The sequence below is a fragment of the Paenibacillus sp. fava2 genome (genome assembly GCF_058313675.1).
In genome coordinates this window covers 7,203,563-7,220,899 of the sequence record NZ_CM177755.1, presented here as the reverse complement: position 1 = coordinate 7,220,899, position 17,337 = coordinate 7,203,563, and the positions used below count along the sequence as shown (strand labels likewise).

Sequence of the window (17,337 nt, the reverse complement as noted above, 5' to 3'; positions counted from 1 at the left end):
TAACCTATTTACTAGTCTGACTGTCGCTGAGAGGATATTAGTTGGATAAACGACACTTAATTTCTCGTTTTTTGCTCCATTAAGGGGTTTTCGCCCAAACTAAGTGTTGATTTTCCACCTATTGATTGCAAATTGTTTAAAAAGGCAGAAATAAATGCCGGAATTCCACTTAATTTTGACAGACTATTGCTCAAGCAGAAGTTCTACCAATCATCCTGAGTTATTTAACAATTACTTCAGACAAAATGTACAAGCCAATAAACAGCAGGTGCGGGATATGGTAAGCTATGGTCATAGAGAGGAGCTGGTGTGGAGTGTTTATGAAGCCTGGCAACTTGAATGGTTCCGAGGAAGATGCAGCAAAGCGGAGAGCGGAGGAACTGGCAAAAGAATCGGCAGACGGCTCGTTTATGACCGGCATGATTACTTTTGTAGTTTTGGCCTTAGTGGTTGTGGCTGTGTTTTATGGAATTGCTTATTTTCGGACAAATTAAGGCGGAGCAGGCAGTTACAAGCTGCCTTCTTATTATACATTCACATTAACGAGCAACAGCCGGCTTCCGGCCGGCATATGGAGGATATTATGTTCATTCAAATTATTGGCGTAGGCAAATTGAAGGAAAAATATTTGGTCAGCGGCATTGCAGAATATGCCAAGCGGCTGACGCCATACCTCAAATTTCAGGTCATTGAGGTGGCGGATGAAAAAGCACCGGACAATCTCAGCGATGCTGAGGTTGTCCAGGTCAAAGCGCGCGAGGGCGAACGGATCCTCGCGCACATCAAGAGCGACGCGCATGTCATTGCGCTCGCGATCGACGGCAAGCTCTGGAGCTCCGAGGAGCTTGCCGCGGAAATCGACCGGCTCGGCACCTACGGGACGAGCCATGTCGTGTTCGTCATCGGAGGCAGTCATGGCCTCTCCGATGACGTGATGCGCCGCGCCCAGCAGCGCATGAGCTTCGGCCGCATGACGCTGCCTCATCAGCTCATGCGGCTGGTGCTGGTGGAGCAGATTTATCGCGCGGTGAAGATCAATCGGGGGGAACCGTATCATAAATAACAGCAAATTTTTTGCGGTTGCCAGTGCGATATCGGCGTAAGAACGGGTTTTGCCTGAAGGAATCTTCTTTAGCTGTTCCCACACGCTCTTCTGAAATGGGATCCCATTAGATGAAGTGAATATCATGCAGACCATAGGAGCGTGAGCAGTATCAGAGATTTGGTCAAGGAGATCATCGCTCCATCAATGCACCCTCGCTTGGGGTGAGACCGCCATTAAAACAAAAAATAACGGTGAAGGGATAGCCTCCCTTACACCGTTATTTGTCTAGTTGAAATGGTTTTCTCGCTTAAGAGCTGCCCTCAACTCAAGAATAAGCAACCCCTCTGCGGTGTTACGATTATAACTTTCCTTAATCCGTATAGTAGCTTAAGACAAGGTCAACAACGTCCTGGATATCTTGTTTAGTAGACATAGGCGTTCCAAAAGGATTGTTTTTGGCCTCCTGATAGGCCAATTGAAGGGCAGATAAGACCTCACTTAAGTTCGAAGCTGTCACTCCAGTTATACCAGCCAGAGCGAACACTTCTTCATTAGGGGCAGAGCCTTCACCAAAAGGATTCAAATAATCATAGATTGCAGCTAACACAATTGCCTGATTAGTCTCGTCTACAATCGCTTGGATTTGAGACAATGTTCTTGGAAGTGGTGTTAATCCGGTTTCCAATGCGTATTCGTAGGAGAACAGGTCCTCTAATGTGACGCCCGTAATACCTGCATTGACAAACGTCGTCACATCAACATTCGTCCATAAACCGGAAGCCGATGCAGTATTGATCAAATCCAGTGCCGCTTGCTGCGTACTACCGTCAATAACCGAATCTACGATCGATTGAATTTCTGAAACCGTCCATGGAGCTGTCCCGTCCGCATCCAATGCGTCTTCGACCTCTGCTAGGTTCGACGGTGTGACACCCGTAATACCTGCTTCAGCAAAAGTCGTCTCATCAACATTGATCCATGCCCCAACAGAAGCATTAATCATATCTAGTGCGAGATTGGATGGCGTCGGCGTTGGTGTCGGCGTCGGCGTCGGCGTTGGCGTTGGCGTCGGTGTCGGCGTTGGTGTCGGCGTCGGTGTAGGTGTCGGTGTAGGCGTTGGTGTCGGCGTCGGCGTCGGTGTCGGCGTCGGCGTCGGCGTTGGTGTCGGCGTCGGCGTCGGTGTCGGCGTCGGCGTCGGTGTAGGCGTTGGTGTCGGTGTCGGCGTCGGTGTCGGCGCTGGTGTCGGCGCTGATGTCGGCATTGGTGTTGGCGCTGGTGTCGGCGCTGATGTCGGCATCGGTGTCGGTGTAGGTGTAGGTGTCGGTGTCGGCGTTGGCGTCGGTGTCGGTGTCGGCGCTATATATTGTTGTTTTGCTTCGTATGCACCGGTAAGCAGCAAATCACGGGTAGCATTCGCTTTGCCGCCAAACGTACCATCAGCGCCATTGGATAACAATTTAAGCTCCAAAGCCTCGGACACATAACCCTGCGCCCATTTGGATACGGTTGTATCGGTACCAGTCTTCACTTTTGCTTCCTCGTCTTTGCCTAGTACTCGAACCAAGAACGTAGCCAACTGCTCTTTAGTCACTTTGCCAGCCGGATTGTATGTACCTTCGCCATAGCCGTCCGTTATTCCGGAAGTTTTAAGTGCTTCAATATAGGGCAGCGCATAACCATTGGCGGCATCATCCGCCTTGACGTCACTGAAACTGGATGTCTTCAGATCTTTATTGACTTCAATACCCGTAATCAATGCCGCAACCTTTGCAAACTGGGCACGGTTCATCTCCTCTTTGAGCCCAAACGTCGTATCACTGACGCCATCGAAAATTCCAGCGCTAATCATTGCATCAAACTTTGCCTTCGTGGCCGCATCCAAATCCTTTAGATCAGTGAAGTCTGTCGAAGTCTTCGCCTCTGCATAAGCCGCACTGCCAGACGCGCACATTAATAAAACCAAAAATGAAACAAGCCACTTTTTTCTCATAAATCCTTCGCCTCCTTAGACTCTACCGTCTGGGTTAATCGTAAATGCCCCTTCAGACCCATACTTTTTTTGTAATACGATAATTATCGGCAGAATTTCCCCTTATTTTTATATAAAATTTGTTGAGAATTCCGGGTGCATGCTCCTTATATCCGCTTGTTCACCACACTGCATCTCTTCCCCGGCAAAGAGCAAAATTCCCCCAATTGTTTAGGATGAGGAGGCAACAATATTTGTTTTGCCATTATTTTAGGAGTAGGATTATTAAGAGTTGTTATTTTATATAATAGTTTCTAATGCATTTGGTCTTAATAAAAATGGAGGTATTGGAAATGAATATCAGGGATAGGGTCGAAGAGTTAAGACAGCTAATGAGAACAAATCAAATGGATGCTTATATCGTTCCCAGCTTTGATGCACATCAGAGCGAATATGTAGCAGAACATTGGAAAGGAAGAGAATGGATATCAGGATTTACAGGGTCTGCAGGTACAGTAGTGATTACCTTAGAGGATGCCGGGTTATGGACAGATGGCAGATACTATATTCAGGCAGTCAAGCAGCTTGAGGGCTCAGGAATCAGATTATTTCGAATGGCGGATCCAGGGGTACCCTTTTATTCGGAATGGTTAGCAGATGTTCTTCATGAAGGAAGCGTTGTGGGCTTTGATGGCAATGTTTTTTCAATTCATATGGTTAGACGGATGGAGAAAGATCTAAAAGCAAAAAAAATCGGATTAAAAATGAATCAAGATTTCATTGGTGATCTGTGGGAAGATCGGCCGGAGATTCCTAAGGGGTCAATGTTTACGCATGACGTCAAATATGCAGGCAAATCGCGGGTAGATAAATTAAATGAAGTAAGAAAAGAAATGAAAACTATAGGGGCCAATTACTATATTTTGACCTCCTTAGATGACATTGCATGGCTATTGAATATAAGAGGGGCCGATGTGCCTAACAATCCGGTTGTAATCAGTAATGTAATCGTAGCAGAAGAAAACTGTTATTTATTTATTGATTCTTGCAAGGTTCCTCCTGTGGTTAAATTAGAGCTGGAGGCTGAAGGAATCGAGTTAAAAGCGTATGATGACATACATATGTTCTTGGGAAATCTTTCGGGCGGAGATTCCATTATTTTAGATGCGAATAAAACAAATAGTAACTTATATAACGCCATCAACACTGATACCAAAAAAATTGAAAGTCCTGACATTACAACGAATCTAAAAGCGATTAAAAATGAAATTGAGATTAACAATGTGAGATGGTGTGAAATAAAAGATGGTGTAGCCATGGTGAAATTTATCAAATGGTTAAAATCCGTTGTACCTAAGGAAGAAATTACAGAGATTGCCGCAGAAGAAAAATTAGAAGATTTCAGAAGAGCGCAGGAAGGATTTGTTGGGCCTAGCTTTGATACGATAGCTGGTTATGGAGAACATGCTGCGTTGATGCATTATAAAGCCACTAAAGAAACGCAATTTACACTTCAGAATGAAGGTTTTTTACTAGTTGATTCCGGCGGACAGTATTATGATGGAACAACAGATATTACACGGACGATTGTTTTAGGAAAGCTTACCGGTGAGCAGAAAAGAGATTTTACTTTGGTGTTAAAAGGATTTATTGCATTAAGCTCAGTCAAATATTTATATGGGGCTACAGGCTCTAACCTAGATGTGCTAGCAAGACAACCAATATGGCAATATGGTATCGACTATAAGTGCGGGACAGGCCACGGGGTAGGCTTTTTCTTGAATGTACACGAGGGACCACAGGGTATAAGAAATGGTACTAGTACTGTTGTATTAGAAAAAGGCATGATCATTACGAATGAACCGGGAATCTACCTTGAAGGTAAATATGGAATTAGAACTGAAAATATGATGCTGGTAGTTGAAGACGAGAAAACAGAGTTTGGTCAATTTATGAAGTTCGAAGCCATTACGTATTGTCCAATTGATCTGGCCGGTATTCATACAGATATGCTGACAGAGAGTGAAAAAGAGTGGTTAAACCATTATCATCAAGAGGTATATACGAAGCTGGCGCCTTATTTAAATGATGAAGAGAGCGCATGGCTGAGGGAAGAAACCAGGGAAATATAAATGTCCTGCTTTGTTTTTGAGTATCACGGATTACGATAGTTGCGAGATTAGAGAAAGGGCCATCCCGTAAAAAGGATGGCCCTTAAACTTGCCGCTTTGGACAGCGCGGGGAGCCGTATCATAAGTAGGGCGAAATCTAATTAGCCGTTACTAAATTCTACTTTTGTACTAGCATAACTTTTCAGATTTAGTCACGCGTTTAAACCTGCTCCCGCAGCTCTTCAAAACCCTTGGACCGCTGGAGCAGCCGGAATGGAATGAAGAAGATAATGAATACAATTCCCAGAGCACATGATACTGGGATTACTACCGTTTCTGCTGCTATATTGACACTTACTTTGAATATGGCTTCCAATGCCAAACTCAGAACAGCCATATATAAGCCGAGGGACATCAGCAGGCTCAGCAGCATAGCATAAACCGATTTTAACCCAAGATGTTTATACAAGAATCCTTTTCCAATACCAAGCGCCCGTATGATTACAGATTCCTTATACTCGTTCAAGTAATTCATATAAATGAGATTGAGGTTGAAAAGCACGGATGAGAAAATACATATCCAGCATAGCCATTTAAAAATGCTCAGGAAATCAGCCATGCGTTTCATAATTGCCATGCCCATTATGCTGATATGCATAAAGGAAACGCCGCTTACATTTTCTTTAAACGAGCTGGAATCGGCTTTTACAAGAAACAGCAGACTCCCTTGCGTTTCGTTGACGGCAGGCTTCAGTATAAATGCCGGATTGACCTGTCCGGCTTCGTAGATCCCTTTGACCCTGTAATCTTTTGCGGCTCCGGCCAGCTCCAGCTTGAGCGTACCGCCTACCTTTACCTCAATTTGTTCACTGAAAGCAGAAGAAATCAGCACATCGTCAGCAGAACCCTGGAATACATCCTCACCCTCCAGAATGTTATATTTGATCTGATAATCTTCTTCATTGATGCTGCAGATTTGGGCTGATTTTGATGAGCCCTGAGCGGTTAGCAGAGTTCCTGATTGCCGGTACAGCTTGGTATATCCGTCTACCTCAGCCGCCTCCGTTAAGGCTTCTTCGAGCTTGGCCGGGTCATCACTGACGGCCAGATAATTATAATTCACCTTATGCTCTACACCGGCGGTATAGCTGTCCCGGACCGTCTTCTCCAGTGTATAACCGACCAGCAGAAATAGGCTGGTTAAAGTCAGGCTTAATACAGTAATGACAAAGGCATAACGATTCGCCTTAATATTTTTGGCTGTGTAATGAACGACCTTGTTTTTTAAAGGGAGGGAGGATAAGAGCTTAATACACCATAGAGTAATTACAAAGAAGAGGCCGATACATATCACAATAACTATACTGCTAAGCAGCGCAGCCCCCCTGCCCAGGTAGACCGAATAGACTACCAGAGTCAATAAGGCAAATAAAACAGACAACCAGGTTACTTTACGCTTGGAGGTTTTCCAGGAGATACTGTCGCCTCGTATGACAAATAATGGACGAATAGCTTCCAGGGCCTTTGTAGCGATATTGATAAAGATAAAATAGATCAGCAGAAACAGCAAAAATCCGGCAAGCACCCTGCCGATTAGAGATGAGTCATACTCAGTATTATGAATACCGCTTCTAGCAAGCAGTTGCCGGGCCAGAGGGATGCTGGCAATACTGCCAAGGAAAACCGGAATGATAAACACCAGGTATAGTTCTATACGCAGTGCCTTTTTGATGGATTTCATCCGGATGGACAATAATCTCATTATGGCGATATCCTGCTGGCGTTGAACGATAATCATAAAGATCCCGCTCAGCACGGATAAGATAGTCATAATATAACTCATCGTATTCAGTATGTTCAGCGTGGTCGCATTGGTATCGAGCTCGGATTGGATCTCCTGCTTTTTGTCTTCAATAGTAGAATAGGCATAGCCCGGCTCGATGGTCTTTAGTTCGGATTTCACTTCGTCGATCCGGTCGCCATTAATCAAGGTTATGAAGGTATTCGGCATTTCATTGGTAAGAGGGTAAGAGGATACTTTTCCATATCCAATCATCTCAGACTGTCCATCGACGGCTCTTGCAGCATCCTCGATATCCTTGACCGTGTAAGTCTGGTTACCTATGCTTACCTGATCAGCCTGTTTAAGGTTTAGTTCATTAGCCAATGGCGCATACAGAATGATCTCATCTTTCTGTATGTCAAAATCACCAATGATCAGACTGCCGAGGATTTCATTTTCATCATGCTTGAACGTAGTAGAAAATGCACTTTGTTTGCTGATCTCAAGTCCATTTGTTTTTAGCTCATCGAGTTTCCGGTCATAGGCACTTGAGGCGTAGGTAGCCTCAATTTTTAAATCTGCACCATTCAATTCTTCCACTTGACCTGTCAGATAACGCTCTGTCTCCGAAATAATCTGGGGGATAGCAAGCGAGATGCTTACAGCTATTACAACAGACAGCATAATAAACAGGTAAAGCAAAAGGTTTCTTTTTTGCCTGCGTGTATTATACAGCTTGAATACCGTTCTCCACTCCAAGGATTTCACCTCCGTGTAAAACGATTTTACGTTCTCCCATTTCACCAATCTCCTTATCATGGGTCACAATAACCAGTGCACAGCCGGTACGGCGGCGGGTTTCAAGTAAAAGCTCCATGACCATACCGCTATTATCCGCATCGAGTGCACCGGTAGGCTCATCACATAACAGCACCTGGGGGTTATTTACCAGTGCTCGTACAATAGCTACTCTTTGCGCTTCCCCGCCGGACAGGGATTTGACATTATTTTTCGCTTTATTACGGATACCGACCAGATCCAGCAGTTCAAGGGCTGTGTTTTTTTTCACTTTGTAGCTTAACTTTGAACTCATTGGAAGAATGATATTATCAAGTACGTTCATGCACTGGATCAGATTGGCGTTTTGAAAAATAAGGCCAATCTTTTCCCGCCGCAGCTGCTCCAGATTTTTTTCCTTCTTGAAATTCACCAGCTTATCATCAAAATAGACGCTTCCGGTAGTCGGCTCTGTCAATAAAGCCGCAATATTTAGCAGAGTAGACTTTCCGCAGCCGGAGGGCCCCATAATAGTGATGAATTCATGACCGTTGATTGTAAGATCGATGCCCTGAAGAATTTTGTTCTCTCCCTCGCCATCGACGAAGGTCTTATGTATATCCTTTAGCCTGATCATGACGTTGCTCCCCGCTTATTAGTTTTTTTACGATGTTTATCAGGATACGGATAATCGTAAAGCACAAAAAGAATAACGGCAGTATGAAGATAAAGGTCTTATTGACCATAGCCAGTGCAGAGCTCCAGTCGCTGGCTTGAATATCATTAAATATAGTGATGGAATTACTTCTGATGGTATCCAGGTTTCCTATGACCTTAATCGTCAGAATGACACCGAGAACCCCCATTACTGTGGTGGAAAAAGTGTAAACCAGCGCAAACACGGTATAAATCTTTTGCTCTTTTCGGCTGTTGACCTGTACTAACGGTGTCTCCTCACGCTTCCCGAACGCCCCCTTTACCACTTTCATAGCTATGCCGAAAGCATTGGTGGATATGTTATCTAATTTTAAATAATCACAGAGTATCCAATATCCGTCAAGTTTTATAAATGGAATTAAATTCATCGTGGTCATTCCAATAATGGCAATTGATACAATATAGAAAAAGCTGTTATGTGATACAAAGGCGATTACGGTGAGCGGAACAATGGTAATGAGCTGAAAATAAATGCCGCCGATGTCGACGAGCACTCTTTTTTTATGATCCAGTCTCCAGGCATTGGTCATATCAACATACATAACCGGATAAAAAAGATATAATCCAATGCCGATGGCTCCAACTCTGATCTGCTGTTTATAAGCTGCAGCTACGTGTCCGAATTCGTGAATAATCAACGAAAGATAGCCCAGCAATATAAAACCCAGTGAATTCACCTGAGTAAGACTGACTCCGCTGGTCATTACCTGGTAGGCCGAAAATCCGCCGCTGAACAAAATGAGGAGCAGCATTACAATAGAGACCCATTTCACATAAAACACCTTCAGGATCCCGAATAGCCATGCGAGCCTGTTGGAATTAATGAGGGGGAGGTGCCACCACATGTAGCTGCTCCCTTTTCCCTTTGTATCATATTTCATTCCTTCTAATATGGAATTTCCGACTATGAAATCATCAACAAATTTATTCAGCTCATCAGAGCTTAAAGAAATATTCATTTCCATCAGCTCTGATTGAACCTGCAGGATCGTTTTTGTCCCGTCAAAACAGTCCATTATTTTTTTGGCAGTAACGGATACCTTGATATGCTGTCTTTCGTTAAAGGAGAGCATATATTTATCCGGGACGCCCTCGCCGGTCTCTACTCTCCAGTCATACTCCTTAAGTTTAAGAAAATCATAATTCACGTTTCTCTCCCCTATTGATTTAATATGGTACGTTTAATGTGAAATACATATTTCTCAATAGTGCTTGCAATATCACTGCAGACTACATCATCCATATCGTGGTTGCTTTCTATGGCTGCAACTGCACATCCACCGCCGCACAGAAAGGCGTACTTGCAGTCCTGACATTTTTCGAGGCGGAAGACACTCCGGTCAAACCATTTTGCAGCATCTTCTTCATTTATCCGGACTCCATGTTCATCAAAGGTTCCGATGGTGTGCTTTCCTTTACCGGCATAAGTAAGGCAGGTTGTTATATTTCCATCAGGAGAAAACCCAAAGTTACTGCCGGAGGTTGCCTCACAATAATCCAACTTCCACGGCTTCATCTGGTTTTTTGAATCAAAGAAGAAACTAAGAAAACCAATGGAAGGCGATACAATTCCTTTAATAAAGCCATCTTCACTTCCGTATAAACGCTCCGAAAGCAAGGTGTCCAGAAGTTCATGTTCAGTCAGGATATCCTCGCCCACTCCGCAAAAATCAAGTACAGGGGAGGCGTATGGGAAAAACAAAGGGTTTTGATCCCATTGATTTGACTTTATTACAGCTTCAAGCTCTCTCAGGGTTTTTATGTTCGCTTTATCCACATTAATGCGCAGTGCAATCTTGATTCCCAGGTCGAGCACTCTGTTAATATTACGGCAGATTTGATCGAAGCTTCCCGAACCATTTGCACGGATTCTTCTGACATCGTGAATTTCTTTGTTACCATCTACAGTTATCTGCAAATGCAGCAGCTTAACATATCGCTCAAAAAGACCGAGATAGGGTTGTATCGTAGTTCCATTAGTGATGATCTTGACGAGTATTCCGTTAGCTTCGGCAAATTCAAGAATTCTGCTGATTACAGGATAGTTGGTCTTCAGCAGCGGTTCTCCTCCAAAAACATTTATAGTTGCAGGCGTATCGCCTTTTAGTCTGATCCGTTCCTCTTTACTATTTTCCAGCGTTTCGGAAATGTATTTAAATATGGTATCCAGCTGTGCATCTGTCATCAGATTGTAGTTGATATGCTGATCATCGGATTCGAAACAATAGGTGCATCTCAGATTGCAGCCCATAGTTGGGCAAATGGTAAAGTTAGTGATGATCTTCCGTTTTGCTAATTCCTGATGAACCAGCTTATAACGGCTAATAGTATCCTTTTCCATCTGCGCATTTTCAAAAAGATAGCCCCGGCTCATCAATTGCCGATAAAGCTCCTCATCTTCATTGCTTTCAATATTCTTTATTCCGCTTTGCATATCCTCAATTTTAGATCTTGTTTCCTGGTCGATAATATCCATGGCACTGGTCAGCGAATTGATCGCCAGACTGTGTTCTTCATCCAGAGGATACATTAATATGTATTTAGTCAGTACGGCCATTTGTCATTCTCCTTAAAAAGAAATAATAAATGCTTCCCTGCTCCGGGAATATCATTTTACAGATATAAAGGAACCCGGAACACGGAAGCAGTTGTTGGTTTATAGAGTACTTCTACTCATAATATGTAGTGACCAGAGCGTTAGCCGAATAAAAAGATGAAGTCCAATTGCATTACACCAGAGGGATTAGAACCCTTTTAGAAAATGCATGAAAAGCTTAAACAGGAGATGTCAATCTTCACACAGAAGCAATCGAAGCACCAGGCATATTCATCACGGATCTCCATTGCTTCAACCGTTACATCAGACCACAGCGTAGCTTGCGCGTTTAATGATTTCATCATTATATCCTCCTCTAAATGTATAATTTTAGCGACAATGATAGGAATTTGAGGAAAGCCATCATGCCGTTAAATTAAAAAATACAACCAAAGCTCACACAGGAAATGTCAATTTTCAGGCAGAAGCAATCAAAGCACCAGGCGTATTCATCACGGATCTCCATTGCTTCTACTGTTACATCGGACCACAGAGTAGCTTGCTCGTTTAATGATTTCATAGTTTCACCTCCTTATATTAGTCTAATATCCATAGCTATTAACTAAATGAGGAAAACCGTATCACCACCATTAAGGTTTAGAAAATGCAGGAAAATGAAAGGCAACTGAAGCATGTAATAATGGGCTGGGGAGCAAAATCAAGGCAACTAAAGCACCAGGCATATTCATCACGGGTCTCCATTGCCTCAACCTTTACCTCGGACCACAATACAGCTTGTTCATTTAATGATTTCATAGTTTCACCTCCTTACTAAAGATTCAGGTAAAAGCTATCAATATCATTATGTAAAAGCCATAGAGGTAAGATACTTTTTATGTATTAAATGTATTTATTTATGTCTGTTTTTGAAGACATTTGTATTATATACCATAATATTCCTTATTGAGTGTGGAAAATTAGTGAATAAAATGGTATTTAGTGTAAGAATAAAGGGAAAATATAGAAATATTTATCGTTGCAATTTAGCAATATTTGTGAACAAATTCACTAAACTGGAAAAGCTGGTGGTTCTTAATAACCACCAGTCTGTGCGGATAAATGTGTGTTCGGATTTGGATTTTTTTGCTATTGTGGAAGCAGGACAGAAGGACAGGTATATGGAACGTCTGAATTGGCTGGGGGAAGTATTAAATAGGAGGGACATACAATGTTACAAAAAGCAGACCTGGAGCAGCTGCTAGGCCCAGACCATGATTCGGATAAGCCTTTGGTTGTGCTGATGTGCGGGATAGCGGGCTCGGGCAAGACCACCTTTTCGCAAAAAATAGAACCGTACGGCTTCACGCGTCTGTCTATTGACGAAGAGGTGTGGGCGGTTCACGGGCGTTACGGGATCGACTATCCGGCCGAGAAGTACCGGGAGTATCTGAATGAGGCGCATCTCAGTCTGCACAACCAGATTGTACAGTGTATTAAAGAGAATAAACCGGCTGTAGTAGACTCCAGCTTCTGGAACAAGGCGGAAAGGGACAAGTACAAGCGGCTGATCGAGGAGGCGGGAGGCCGGTGGAAGCTGATCTACCTGAAGGTACACCCGGATGAGCTGCGGAGGCGGCTGAAGGTACGGAGTGAGCGTTTTGATGCGAATGCTGCTTTTACGATTACTGAGGAGCTGCTAAATACCTTTCTTAGCGGCTTCGAGGAGCCAAAGGGCGAAGGAGAATGGGTTATCGAGAATTGAATAAATAGGTTCAACTTACATAATGGAGGCAGAAAGAAATGAAGAAGTGTCTGGCGTTATTGTTAGGATTATTGTTGTGTTTGCCGGCGATAAGTACAACCACATATGCGAAAAGCAATAATATAAGAGTCAACGTTGAAGGGGAATCAGTCCAATTTGATCAGCCCCCCGTTATTTTTGATGGCCGGACGCTGGTTCCCATTCGTGCGGTTTGTGAGAAGATTGGGGCAACCATTAAATGGGATGTTAGTACCCGGACTACGACTGTAAGTAAAGGTAATAAAACACTGAGTCTGCAAATCGATGCCAGCTAATGCAAGTCAGCGGAGGCTCTCCGGTGCAATTGGATGTTCCGCCGCAAATTTATAATGGACGCACCTTATTGCCCATTCGTGCAGTCGTTGAGAATCTTGGTTATGAAGTGACATGGGACGCAGCAAAACAGATTCTTTCCATTGAACAGGAAGGGGCCATTATCGTTGACGGGCTGGAGAATACACAAGCGTATGGAGTAGATAATTGGGCACAAATTTCCTCAGTCCATCAATTTCCCTATAAAGGGGAGGGTCTCGCTTACGCCTATGCCGATAATAATCAGCTTAAAATAACAACTCCCGGCAAAACGATAAGCTTAGAAGTGAAGTATCCTATTCTTGGGGATGTCATTTCAGATGCCGACGGTAATTTTTATGTCGTTTGGGGAAAAGAAAATGATACACAAAATGCTGCAATTGAAACCGTCTTTATTACAAAATACTCACCAGAAGGACAAGAGCTGAAAACAACCGGGTTTGTAGGAAAATCTACGCCTTGGCGTGATGCTGATTCAGCAAAAACCAAGGTGCCCTTTGCTCACGGCAACTCCGTTTCTGTTATAGCTGATGGTATATTGGTCAATTATCATTCCAAAAGAAGATACGATGGCCATCAGAGTGATAATGTCATTGCTGTAAAAATATCCGATATGTCGCCTTATTCATTGCCTAATGATACTTATAGCGGACATTCTTTCAACCAAAGCCTGATTTACAGCAAGAAATCATCGGGTTTCCTCTTTGCCAGTCATGGTGATGCGTACGCCCGCGGATTCAGAGTTAATAATAGCTCCGGAAAATATGGCGATGACTCAGAAATACTGTTCCATTTCTATCTTGAAGCAAATGCAAACTATGATATGTATATAGTAAATACAACTTTTGCACAGCTTGGGGGACTTGCAGAGACAAGTAAAGGTGTCGCTTTGGTAGGTGCATCTGCCAAATCAATAAGTGAGCAGGCAAAGAGTGAGAAACAGAATTTATTTGTACAAATCTTTGACCCGCAAGCAGGACAGGTTTCCGAATCTATGTTTACAGGTGGAGAAGTTCGTAGCGGTACTCTATCAACAGATATCAATGACAGGGATAATTCACCGCTCGAAAAGGTGACGGACTACGGTGTACACTGGCTTACTAATTCTAACGATACAGATGTTATTGCTCCGCAAGTGGTGTCGGCTGATGACCGCATTGTCATACTATGGTCTACAGATGCGGATACCTTCTATATGGTGTTATCTGAAGATGGAACAGTTATCACCCCTGCAACCTCACTGGGCGGACTACCGTTAAACTCATTTGAGCGCCCGGTATATTATGATGGGGCTGTTTATTGGGTTTCAGTCAAAAATGGCCGATTAAAAACAATGAGCATCAGACCTTAATAATAACTATCAAAGTCGTGATCATTGAAAATGATAAAAGAGACCTCAACACGCTCTGCGGAGCGGGATTGAGGTCTCTTTTCATACCACGGCTGCCAATCTTACTGTGGCACCCCCTGCGTCACCCCATGCACATAAGTCTGCCAAGGCGTGTCGAGTGCTCCCTGGCCCGGGTTGTAGGTGAAGAAGTACTCTACAGTATCACCCTGCTTCAGGTTCAGCACCGGGTAGGTGAAGTTGCCGTTGCCGGTGGAGGTCATGGCTACATTGAGCTGGCCGCCGCCGTTGATTTTGTAGTGCAGGTCGGCGAAGGTCGCGCCGTTGACGTAGAATTGCAGGTTGTCGCCCGTCTTCTTCAGGCCGCGAACGCTGTCGCCGATGACGACGGTGACGGGCGGCGGGGTTACGACCGTAATGGTGCTGGAGGCGGTTTTGCCGCCGTCAGCGGTTGTCGCAGTTACTGTGACGGTACCCGCCGCGAGTCCGGTTACGCTGCCGCTGGCATTAACGGAAGCAATCGCCGGGTTGGAAACCGACCAGCTGACTGCCTTGTTGGTAGCATTTGCAGGTGCGACATTAGCGGTTAACTGAACGCTCTGACCGACTTCAATCTGCGGGGAGGCCGGTGTCACGGTGACTCCGCTGACCGCAACGTTGCCGGGGTTACCCGGATTGCCACCGGTGCCTTCCTTATACACGCGTACATAGTCCACTTGCATGGTAGCCGGAATGTCGGACGCTGCCGGTACCCGGCCGCCGTCAAAATGGCCGCCGACGGCCAGGTTCATGATCAGATAGAACGGCTGGTCGAACGGTGCGTTCGGATTGTTCGGTGCGGCTACCGAATACCACTGCTCGCGGGTTACTTTGAAGAAGAACTTGCCGTCGACATACCATTTCATGTTGTCCTCTTCCCATACCATCGTATAGACGTGGTAATCATTCGCGAATGTCTGCCCTTGCGGGAAATGATACTCTCCTGCAATGTAGCGGTTCACCGGCCACTGGCCGCCGAAGTGGATCGCGCCGCTGGTTGTGCCAGGGAGTCGTCCTTTGGCTTCCATAATGTCAATTTCACCGGATGCAGCCCAGGCGCCATAGGCGGCATCTTCAGGCAGCATCCAGAGCGCCGGCCAAATGCCGTCTCCGGTAGGCAGCTTGGCGCGGATATCTACCCGGCCGTACTGGAGGGACAGGTTATCTTTGGTGTTGATTTTGCCGGAGGAATATTCCGCGTACCGGTTAGGGTCCTGCGGGAACGAACGGTGGTCGTTCAGGGCGCGGATATTCAGCTGTCCATTGGACACGAACACGTTCTGCGTGCTGTTGGTATAATGCTGCAGCTCGGCGTTGCCCCAGCCCCAGCTGTTAACGTCGTCGCTAATGTAATAGCCAGTCTCATAATTCCATTTGCTTGTATCAAGCGTAGTGCCGCTAAACTCATCCTGCCAGATCAGGTTCATGTCGGCGATGGCCGGGTCGCTTGGTGTACCGATAGCGATGTCCTCCTGGTCAGATTCATCCGGGCGGGGAGCGTTAGGATTGCCGATAAAGCTGTAATACACATAGTTGGTGCCGACATTGCCGCCAGTCTGTCCGTTCAGCGGATAGCCGATACGGATTTCCATGTTCTCCTGGATGGGCTGGAACCACAGGCCGTAGATATAGTCAGCCCAGTATCCCCACTGGTTGGCGGCGGACATGTTATTGTACCCGTTGCCTGCGTAGACAAAGCCGCTTTGGGCGGAGCTGCTGAGATCGACCCATACGCCGGCTTTTTTGATCTGATAGACGAACTTACCCAGCTCACTGCCGATTGGCGCACCTCCGTCAATTTTCGGGAGCGGGAAGCCGATGGAGCCGTTATTGTCAGCTGTGTAAGTCGTATTGCTGTCGTAGGCGGACAGTACATACGAATTGCGGACCGGCTGATTGAAATTGATGGTGTAGACCAGGCTGGCCCCAGAGGTCTTGGATTCCAGCTTCACGTTAATGGATTCGGTTACTGTGAACCAGTAGCCGCCGCCCCCTTCGGTGAACTGGCCAAAGTTGCTGTCGTAGATCCAGCCGCTGGCCGCATTATTGTCGATGTTAACCCACTGGCTGCTGCTGACCGGCTTGACGGACAGCTTCAGATCCTGGGCTACAGCGGCGTAGATGAGATTCGGATCATTGTTGAACACCGGATACGTAAAGCCCGCACTGCCAGTAAAGCCTGCAGTAAGCACCGGCCCCTGTGTGGCAGCCATCGACGTAATAGTCGCCGTGTTAACGTTCTGGAATGCCAATGTATAATTCAGCGTAACGTTGCTGTTGGCTTTGGAGTAGAGCTGAATTTCAGTGGTGGCGCTGAGCGTGAACCAGTAGCCGTTCGCACCGCCGTCGCTCCAGTGCCCCCAGTTCTGGTTGTAGATGAAGCCGCCCGCGCTGTCGATGTCTACCCAGTTGCCATTGTTCTTCACTTTGACGCCAACATCGCCGGATACATCGTTCCAGGTTGCCGCGCCGCCGTTAAATACCGGCATAACGAATCCGTAGCTGGCTTGTCCCACACCCGATTTGGAGATGACCGGTCCGTCTGCCGCAGAGAAATAAGCCATGGACGTTACCGTAGTCGCTGCTGCCTGAACCTTAGAGGCCGGTAGCAACCCTATGCCCGATAACATTACGAGCGCGAGAAACAGACTCCATACCTTGCGCGAGTACCGGAGCTCAGCCTTATACAATCGTTTCATACTTGCCCTCCTTTAGAATAGTCTGGCATTATGGAAACCGCTTACAATATAGTACATCTTCATTCTAGCGAATGGGCTGGTCCGGTAAAAGGTACAGGATTTTATATACAGGCCCAATATTTTGGTTTTGGGGAGCTATAGCCCCTCCCTATAACCAGATATGACATTTAGGTGTTATCGGCCGCCCTCAGCCGCATGCT

At 45.4% G+C, this 17,337-nt stretch carries 14 protein-coding genes and 2 pseudogenes; 6 read left to right on the top strand and 10 right to left on the bottom strand.

Going from position 1 to position 17,337, the window contains the following annotated elements; genetic code table 11:
* The first annotated feature begins 314 nt into the window (after positions 1-314).
* On the top strand, positions 315-494 hold the full coding sequence (locus AC4G46_RS31800) for a hypothetical protein (protein ID WP_491126143.1): 180 nt from the start codon (positions 315-317) through the stop codon (positions 492-494).
* 89 nt (positions 495-583) lie between these two features.
* The gene (gene rlmH / locus AC4G46_RS31795) at positions 584-1,063 is read left to right on the top strand and encodes a 23S rRNA (pseudouridine(1915)-N(3))-methyltransferase RlmH (RefSeq protein WP_090716175.1); all 480 of its coding nucleotides are present in this window, start codon (positions 584-586) and stop codon (positions 1,061-1,063) included.
* A 27-nt stretch (positions 1,064-1,090) separates the two neighbouring features.
* Here the strand turns inward: rlmH and AC4G46_RS31790 are convergent.
* The 3 genes and pseudogenes from AC4G46_RS31790 to AC4G46_RS31780 form a co-directional block, all read right to left on the bottom strand.
* Positions 1,091-1,189, bottom strand: a pseudogene (locus AC4G46_RS31790) (MGMT family protein); the annotation flags it as partial.
* A 226-nt stretch (positions 1,190-1,415) separates the two neighbouring features.
* A complete protein-coding gene (locus AC4G46_RS31785) occupies positions 1,416-2,609 on the bottom strand; it encodes an S-layer homology domain-containing protein (RefSeq protein ID WP_491129024.1) in 1,194 nt (397 codons plus the stop codon).
* Positions 2,610-2,627: 18 nt separating this feature from the next.
* Positions 2,628-2,834: pseudogene (locus AC4G46_RS31780) on the bottom strand (S-layer homology domain-containing protein); the annotation flags it as partial.
* A gap of 533 nt (positions 2,835-3,367) precedes the next feature.
* Between AC4G46_RS31780 and AC4G46_RS31775 the strand changes: the two are divergent.
* The gene (locus tag AC4G46_RS31775; protein WP_491126142.1) at positions 3,368-5,146 is read left to right on the top strand and encodes an aminopeptidase P family protein; all 1,779 of its coding nucleotides are present in this window, start codon (positions 3,368-3,370) and stop codon (positions 5,144-5,146) included.
* A gap of 199 nt (positions 5,147-5,345) precedes the next feature.
* Here AC4G46_RS31775 and AC4G46_RS31770 read toward each other — a convergent pair whose 3' ends face one another.
* The 6 genes from AC4G46_RS31770 to AC4G46_RS31745 all read right to left on the bottom strand — a co-directional run bounded on the left by AC4G46_RS31770 (position 5,346) and on the right by AC4G46_RS31745 (position 11,518).
* Positions 5,346-7,667: a hypothetical protein gene (locus tag AC4G46_RS31770; protein WP_491126141.1), complete on the bottom strand. Its 2,322-nt coding sequence runs from the start codon at positions 7,665-7,667 to the stop codon at positions 5,346-5,348.
* Complete coding sequence (locus AC4G46_RS31765; protein WP_491126140.1) at positions 7,636-8,322, bottom strand: ABC transporter ATP-binding protein; 687 nt, start codon at positions 8,320-8,322, stop codon at positions 7,636-7,638. Before AC4G46_RS31765 ends, AC4G46_RS31770 begins: the two co-directional genes overlap by 32 nt.
* Positions 8,297-9,475, bottom strand: a complete 1,179-nt coding sequence (locus AC4G46_RS31760) for a zinc metalloprotease (RefSeq protein WP_491126139.1) — start codon at positions 9,473-9,475, stop codon at positions 8,297-8,299. The genes AC4G46_RS31765 and AC4G46_RS31760 overlap by 26 nt, the downstream gene beginning before the upstream one ends.
* Before the next feature lie 86 nt (positions 9,476-9,561).
* On the bottom strand, positions 9,562-10,959 hold the full coding sequence (locus AC4G46_RS31755) for a radical SAM protein (RefSeq protein WP_491126138.1): 1,398 nt from the start codon (positions 10,957-10,959) through the stop codon (positions 9,562-9,564).
* A 197-nt stretch (positions 10,960-11,156) separates the two neighbouring features.
* A complete protein-coding gene (locus AC4G46_RS31750; protein ID WP_491126137.1) occupies positions 11,157-11,303 on the bottom strand; it encodes a hypothetical protein in 147 nt (48 codons plus the stop codon).
* A 71-nt stretch (positions 11,304-11,374) separates the two neighbouring features.
* Complete coding sequence (locus AC4G46_RS31745; RefSeq protein WP_156417414.1) at positions 11,375-11,518, bottom strand: hypothetical protein; 144 nt, start codon at positions 11,516-11,518, stop codon at positions 11,375-11,377.
* A 648-nt stretch (positions 11,519-12,166) separates the two neighbouring features.
* On the opposite strand from AC4G46_RS31745, the gene AC4G46_RS31740 reads away from it, so the two are divergent.
* The 3 genes from AC4G46_RS31740 to AC4G46_RS31730 are packed head-to-tail and all read left to right on the top strand — an operon-like array spanning position 12,167 to position 14,402.
* Positions 12,167-12,700: a P-loop nucleotide/nucleoside kinase family protein gene (locus tag AC4G46_RS31740; RefSeq protein ID WP_491126136.1), complete on the top strand. Its 534-nt coding sequence runs from the start codon at positions 12,167-12,169 to the stop codon at positions 12,698-12,700.
* A 38-nt stretch (positions 12,701-12,738) separates the two neighbouring features.
* Positions 12,739-13,014, top strand: a complete 276-nt coding sequence (locus AC4G46_RS31735) for a copper amine oxidase N-terminal domain-containing protein (protein ID WP_491126135.1) — start codon at positions 12,739-12,741, stop codon at positions 13,012-13,014.
* A 23-nt stretch (positions 13,015-13,037) separates the two neighbouring features.
* Positions 13,038-14,402, top strand: coding sequence for a stalk domain-containing protein (locus tag AC4G46_RS31730; RefSeq protein ID WP_491126134.1), 1,365 nt, complete (start codon positions 13,038-13,040; stop codon positions 14,400-14,402).
* A 101-nt stretch (positions 14,403-14,503) separates the two neighbouring features.
* On the opposite strand, the gene AC4G46_RS31725 is transcribed toward AC4G46_RS31730, so the two are convergent.
* On the bottom strand, positions 14,504-17,137 hold the full coding sequence (locus tag AC4G46_RS31725; protein WP_491126133.1) for a family 16 glycosylhydrolase: 2,634 nt from the start codon (positions 17,135-17,137) through the stop codon (positions 14,504-14,506).
* Positions 17,138-17,337: the final 200 nt, after the last annotated feature.

Excerpts from the sequence above, each read along its gene's own strand:
- rlmH (WP_090716175.1), top strand. The coding sequence starts at position 584 with ATGTTCATTCAAATTATTGGCGTAGGCAAATTGAAGGAAAAATATTTG.
- AC4G46_RS31775 (WP_491126142.1), top strand. The coding sequence starts at position 3,368 with ATGAATATCAGGGATAGGGTCGAAGAGTTAAGACAGCTAATGAGAACA.
- AC4G46_RS31765 (WP_491126140.1), bottom strand. The coding sequence starts at position 8,322 with ATGATCAGGCTAAAGGATATACATAAGACCTTCGTCGATGGCGAGGGA.
- AC4G46_RS31760 (WP_491126139.1), bottom strand. The coding sequence starts at position 9,475 with ATGCTCTCCTTTAACGAAAGACAGCATATCAAGGTATCCGTTACTGCC.
- AC4G46_RS31755 (WP_491126138.1), bottom strand. The coding sequence starts at position 10,959 with ATGGCCGTACTGACTAAATACATATTAATGTATCCTCTGGATGAAGAA.
- AC4G46_RS31750 (WP_491126137.1), bottom strand. The coding sequence starts at position 11,303 with ATGATGAAATCATTAAACGCGCAAGCTACGCTGTGGTCTGATGTAACG.
- AC4G46_RS31745 (WP_156417414.1), bottom strand. The coding sequence starts at position 11,518 with ATGAAATCATTAAACGAGCAAGCTACTCTGTGGTCCGATGTAACAGTA.
- AC4G46_RS31740 (WP_491126136.1), top strand. The coding sequence starts at position 12,167 with ATGTTACAAAAAGCAGACCTGGAGCAGCTGCTAGGCCCAGACCATGAT.
- AC4G46_RS31735 (WP_491126135.1), top strand. The coding sequence starts at position 12,739 with ATGAAGAAGTGTCTGGCGTTATTGTTAGGATTATTGTTGTGTTTGCCG.
- AC4G46_RS31725 (WP_491126133.1), bottom strand. The coding sequence starts at position 17,137 with ATGAAACGATTGTATAAGGCTGAGCTCCGGTACTCGCGCAAGGTATGG.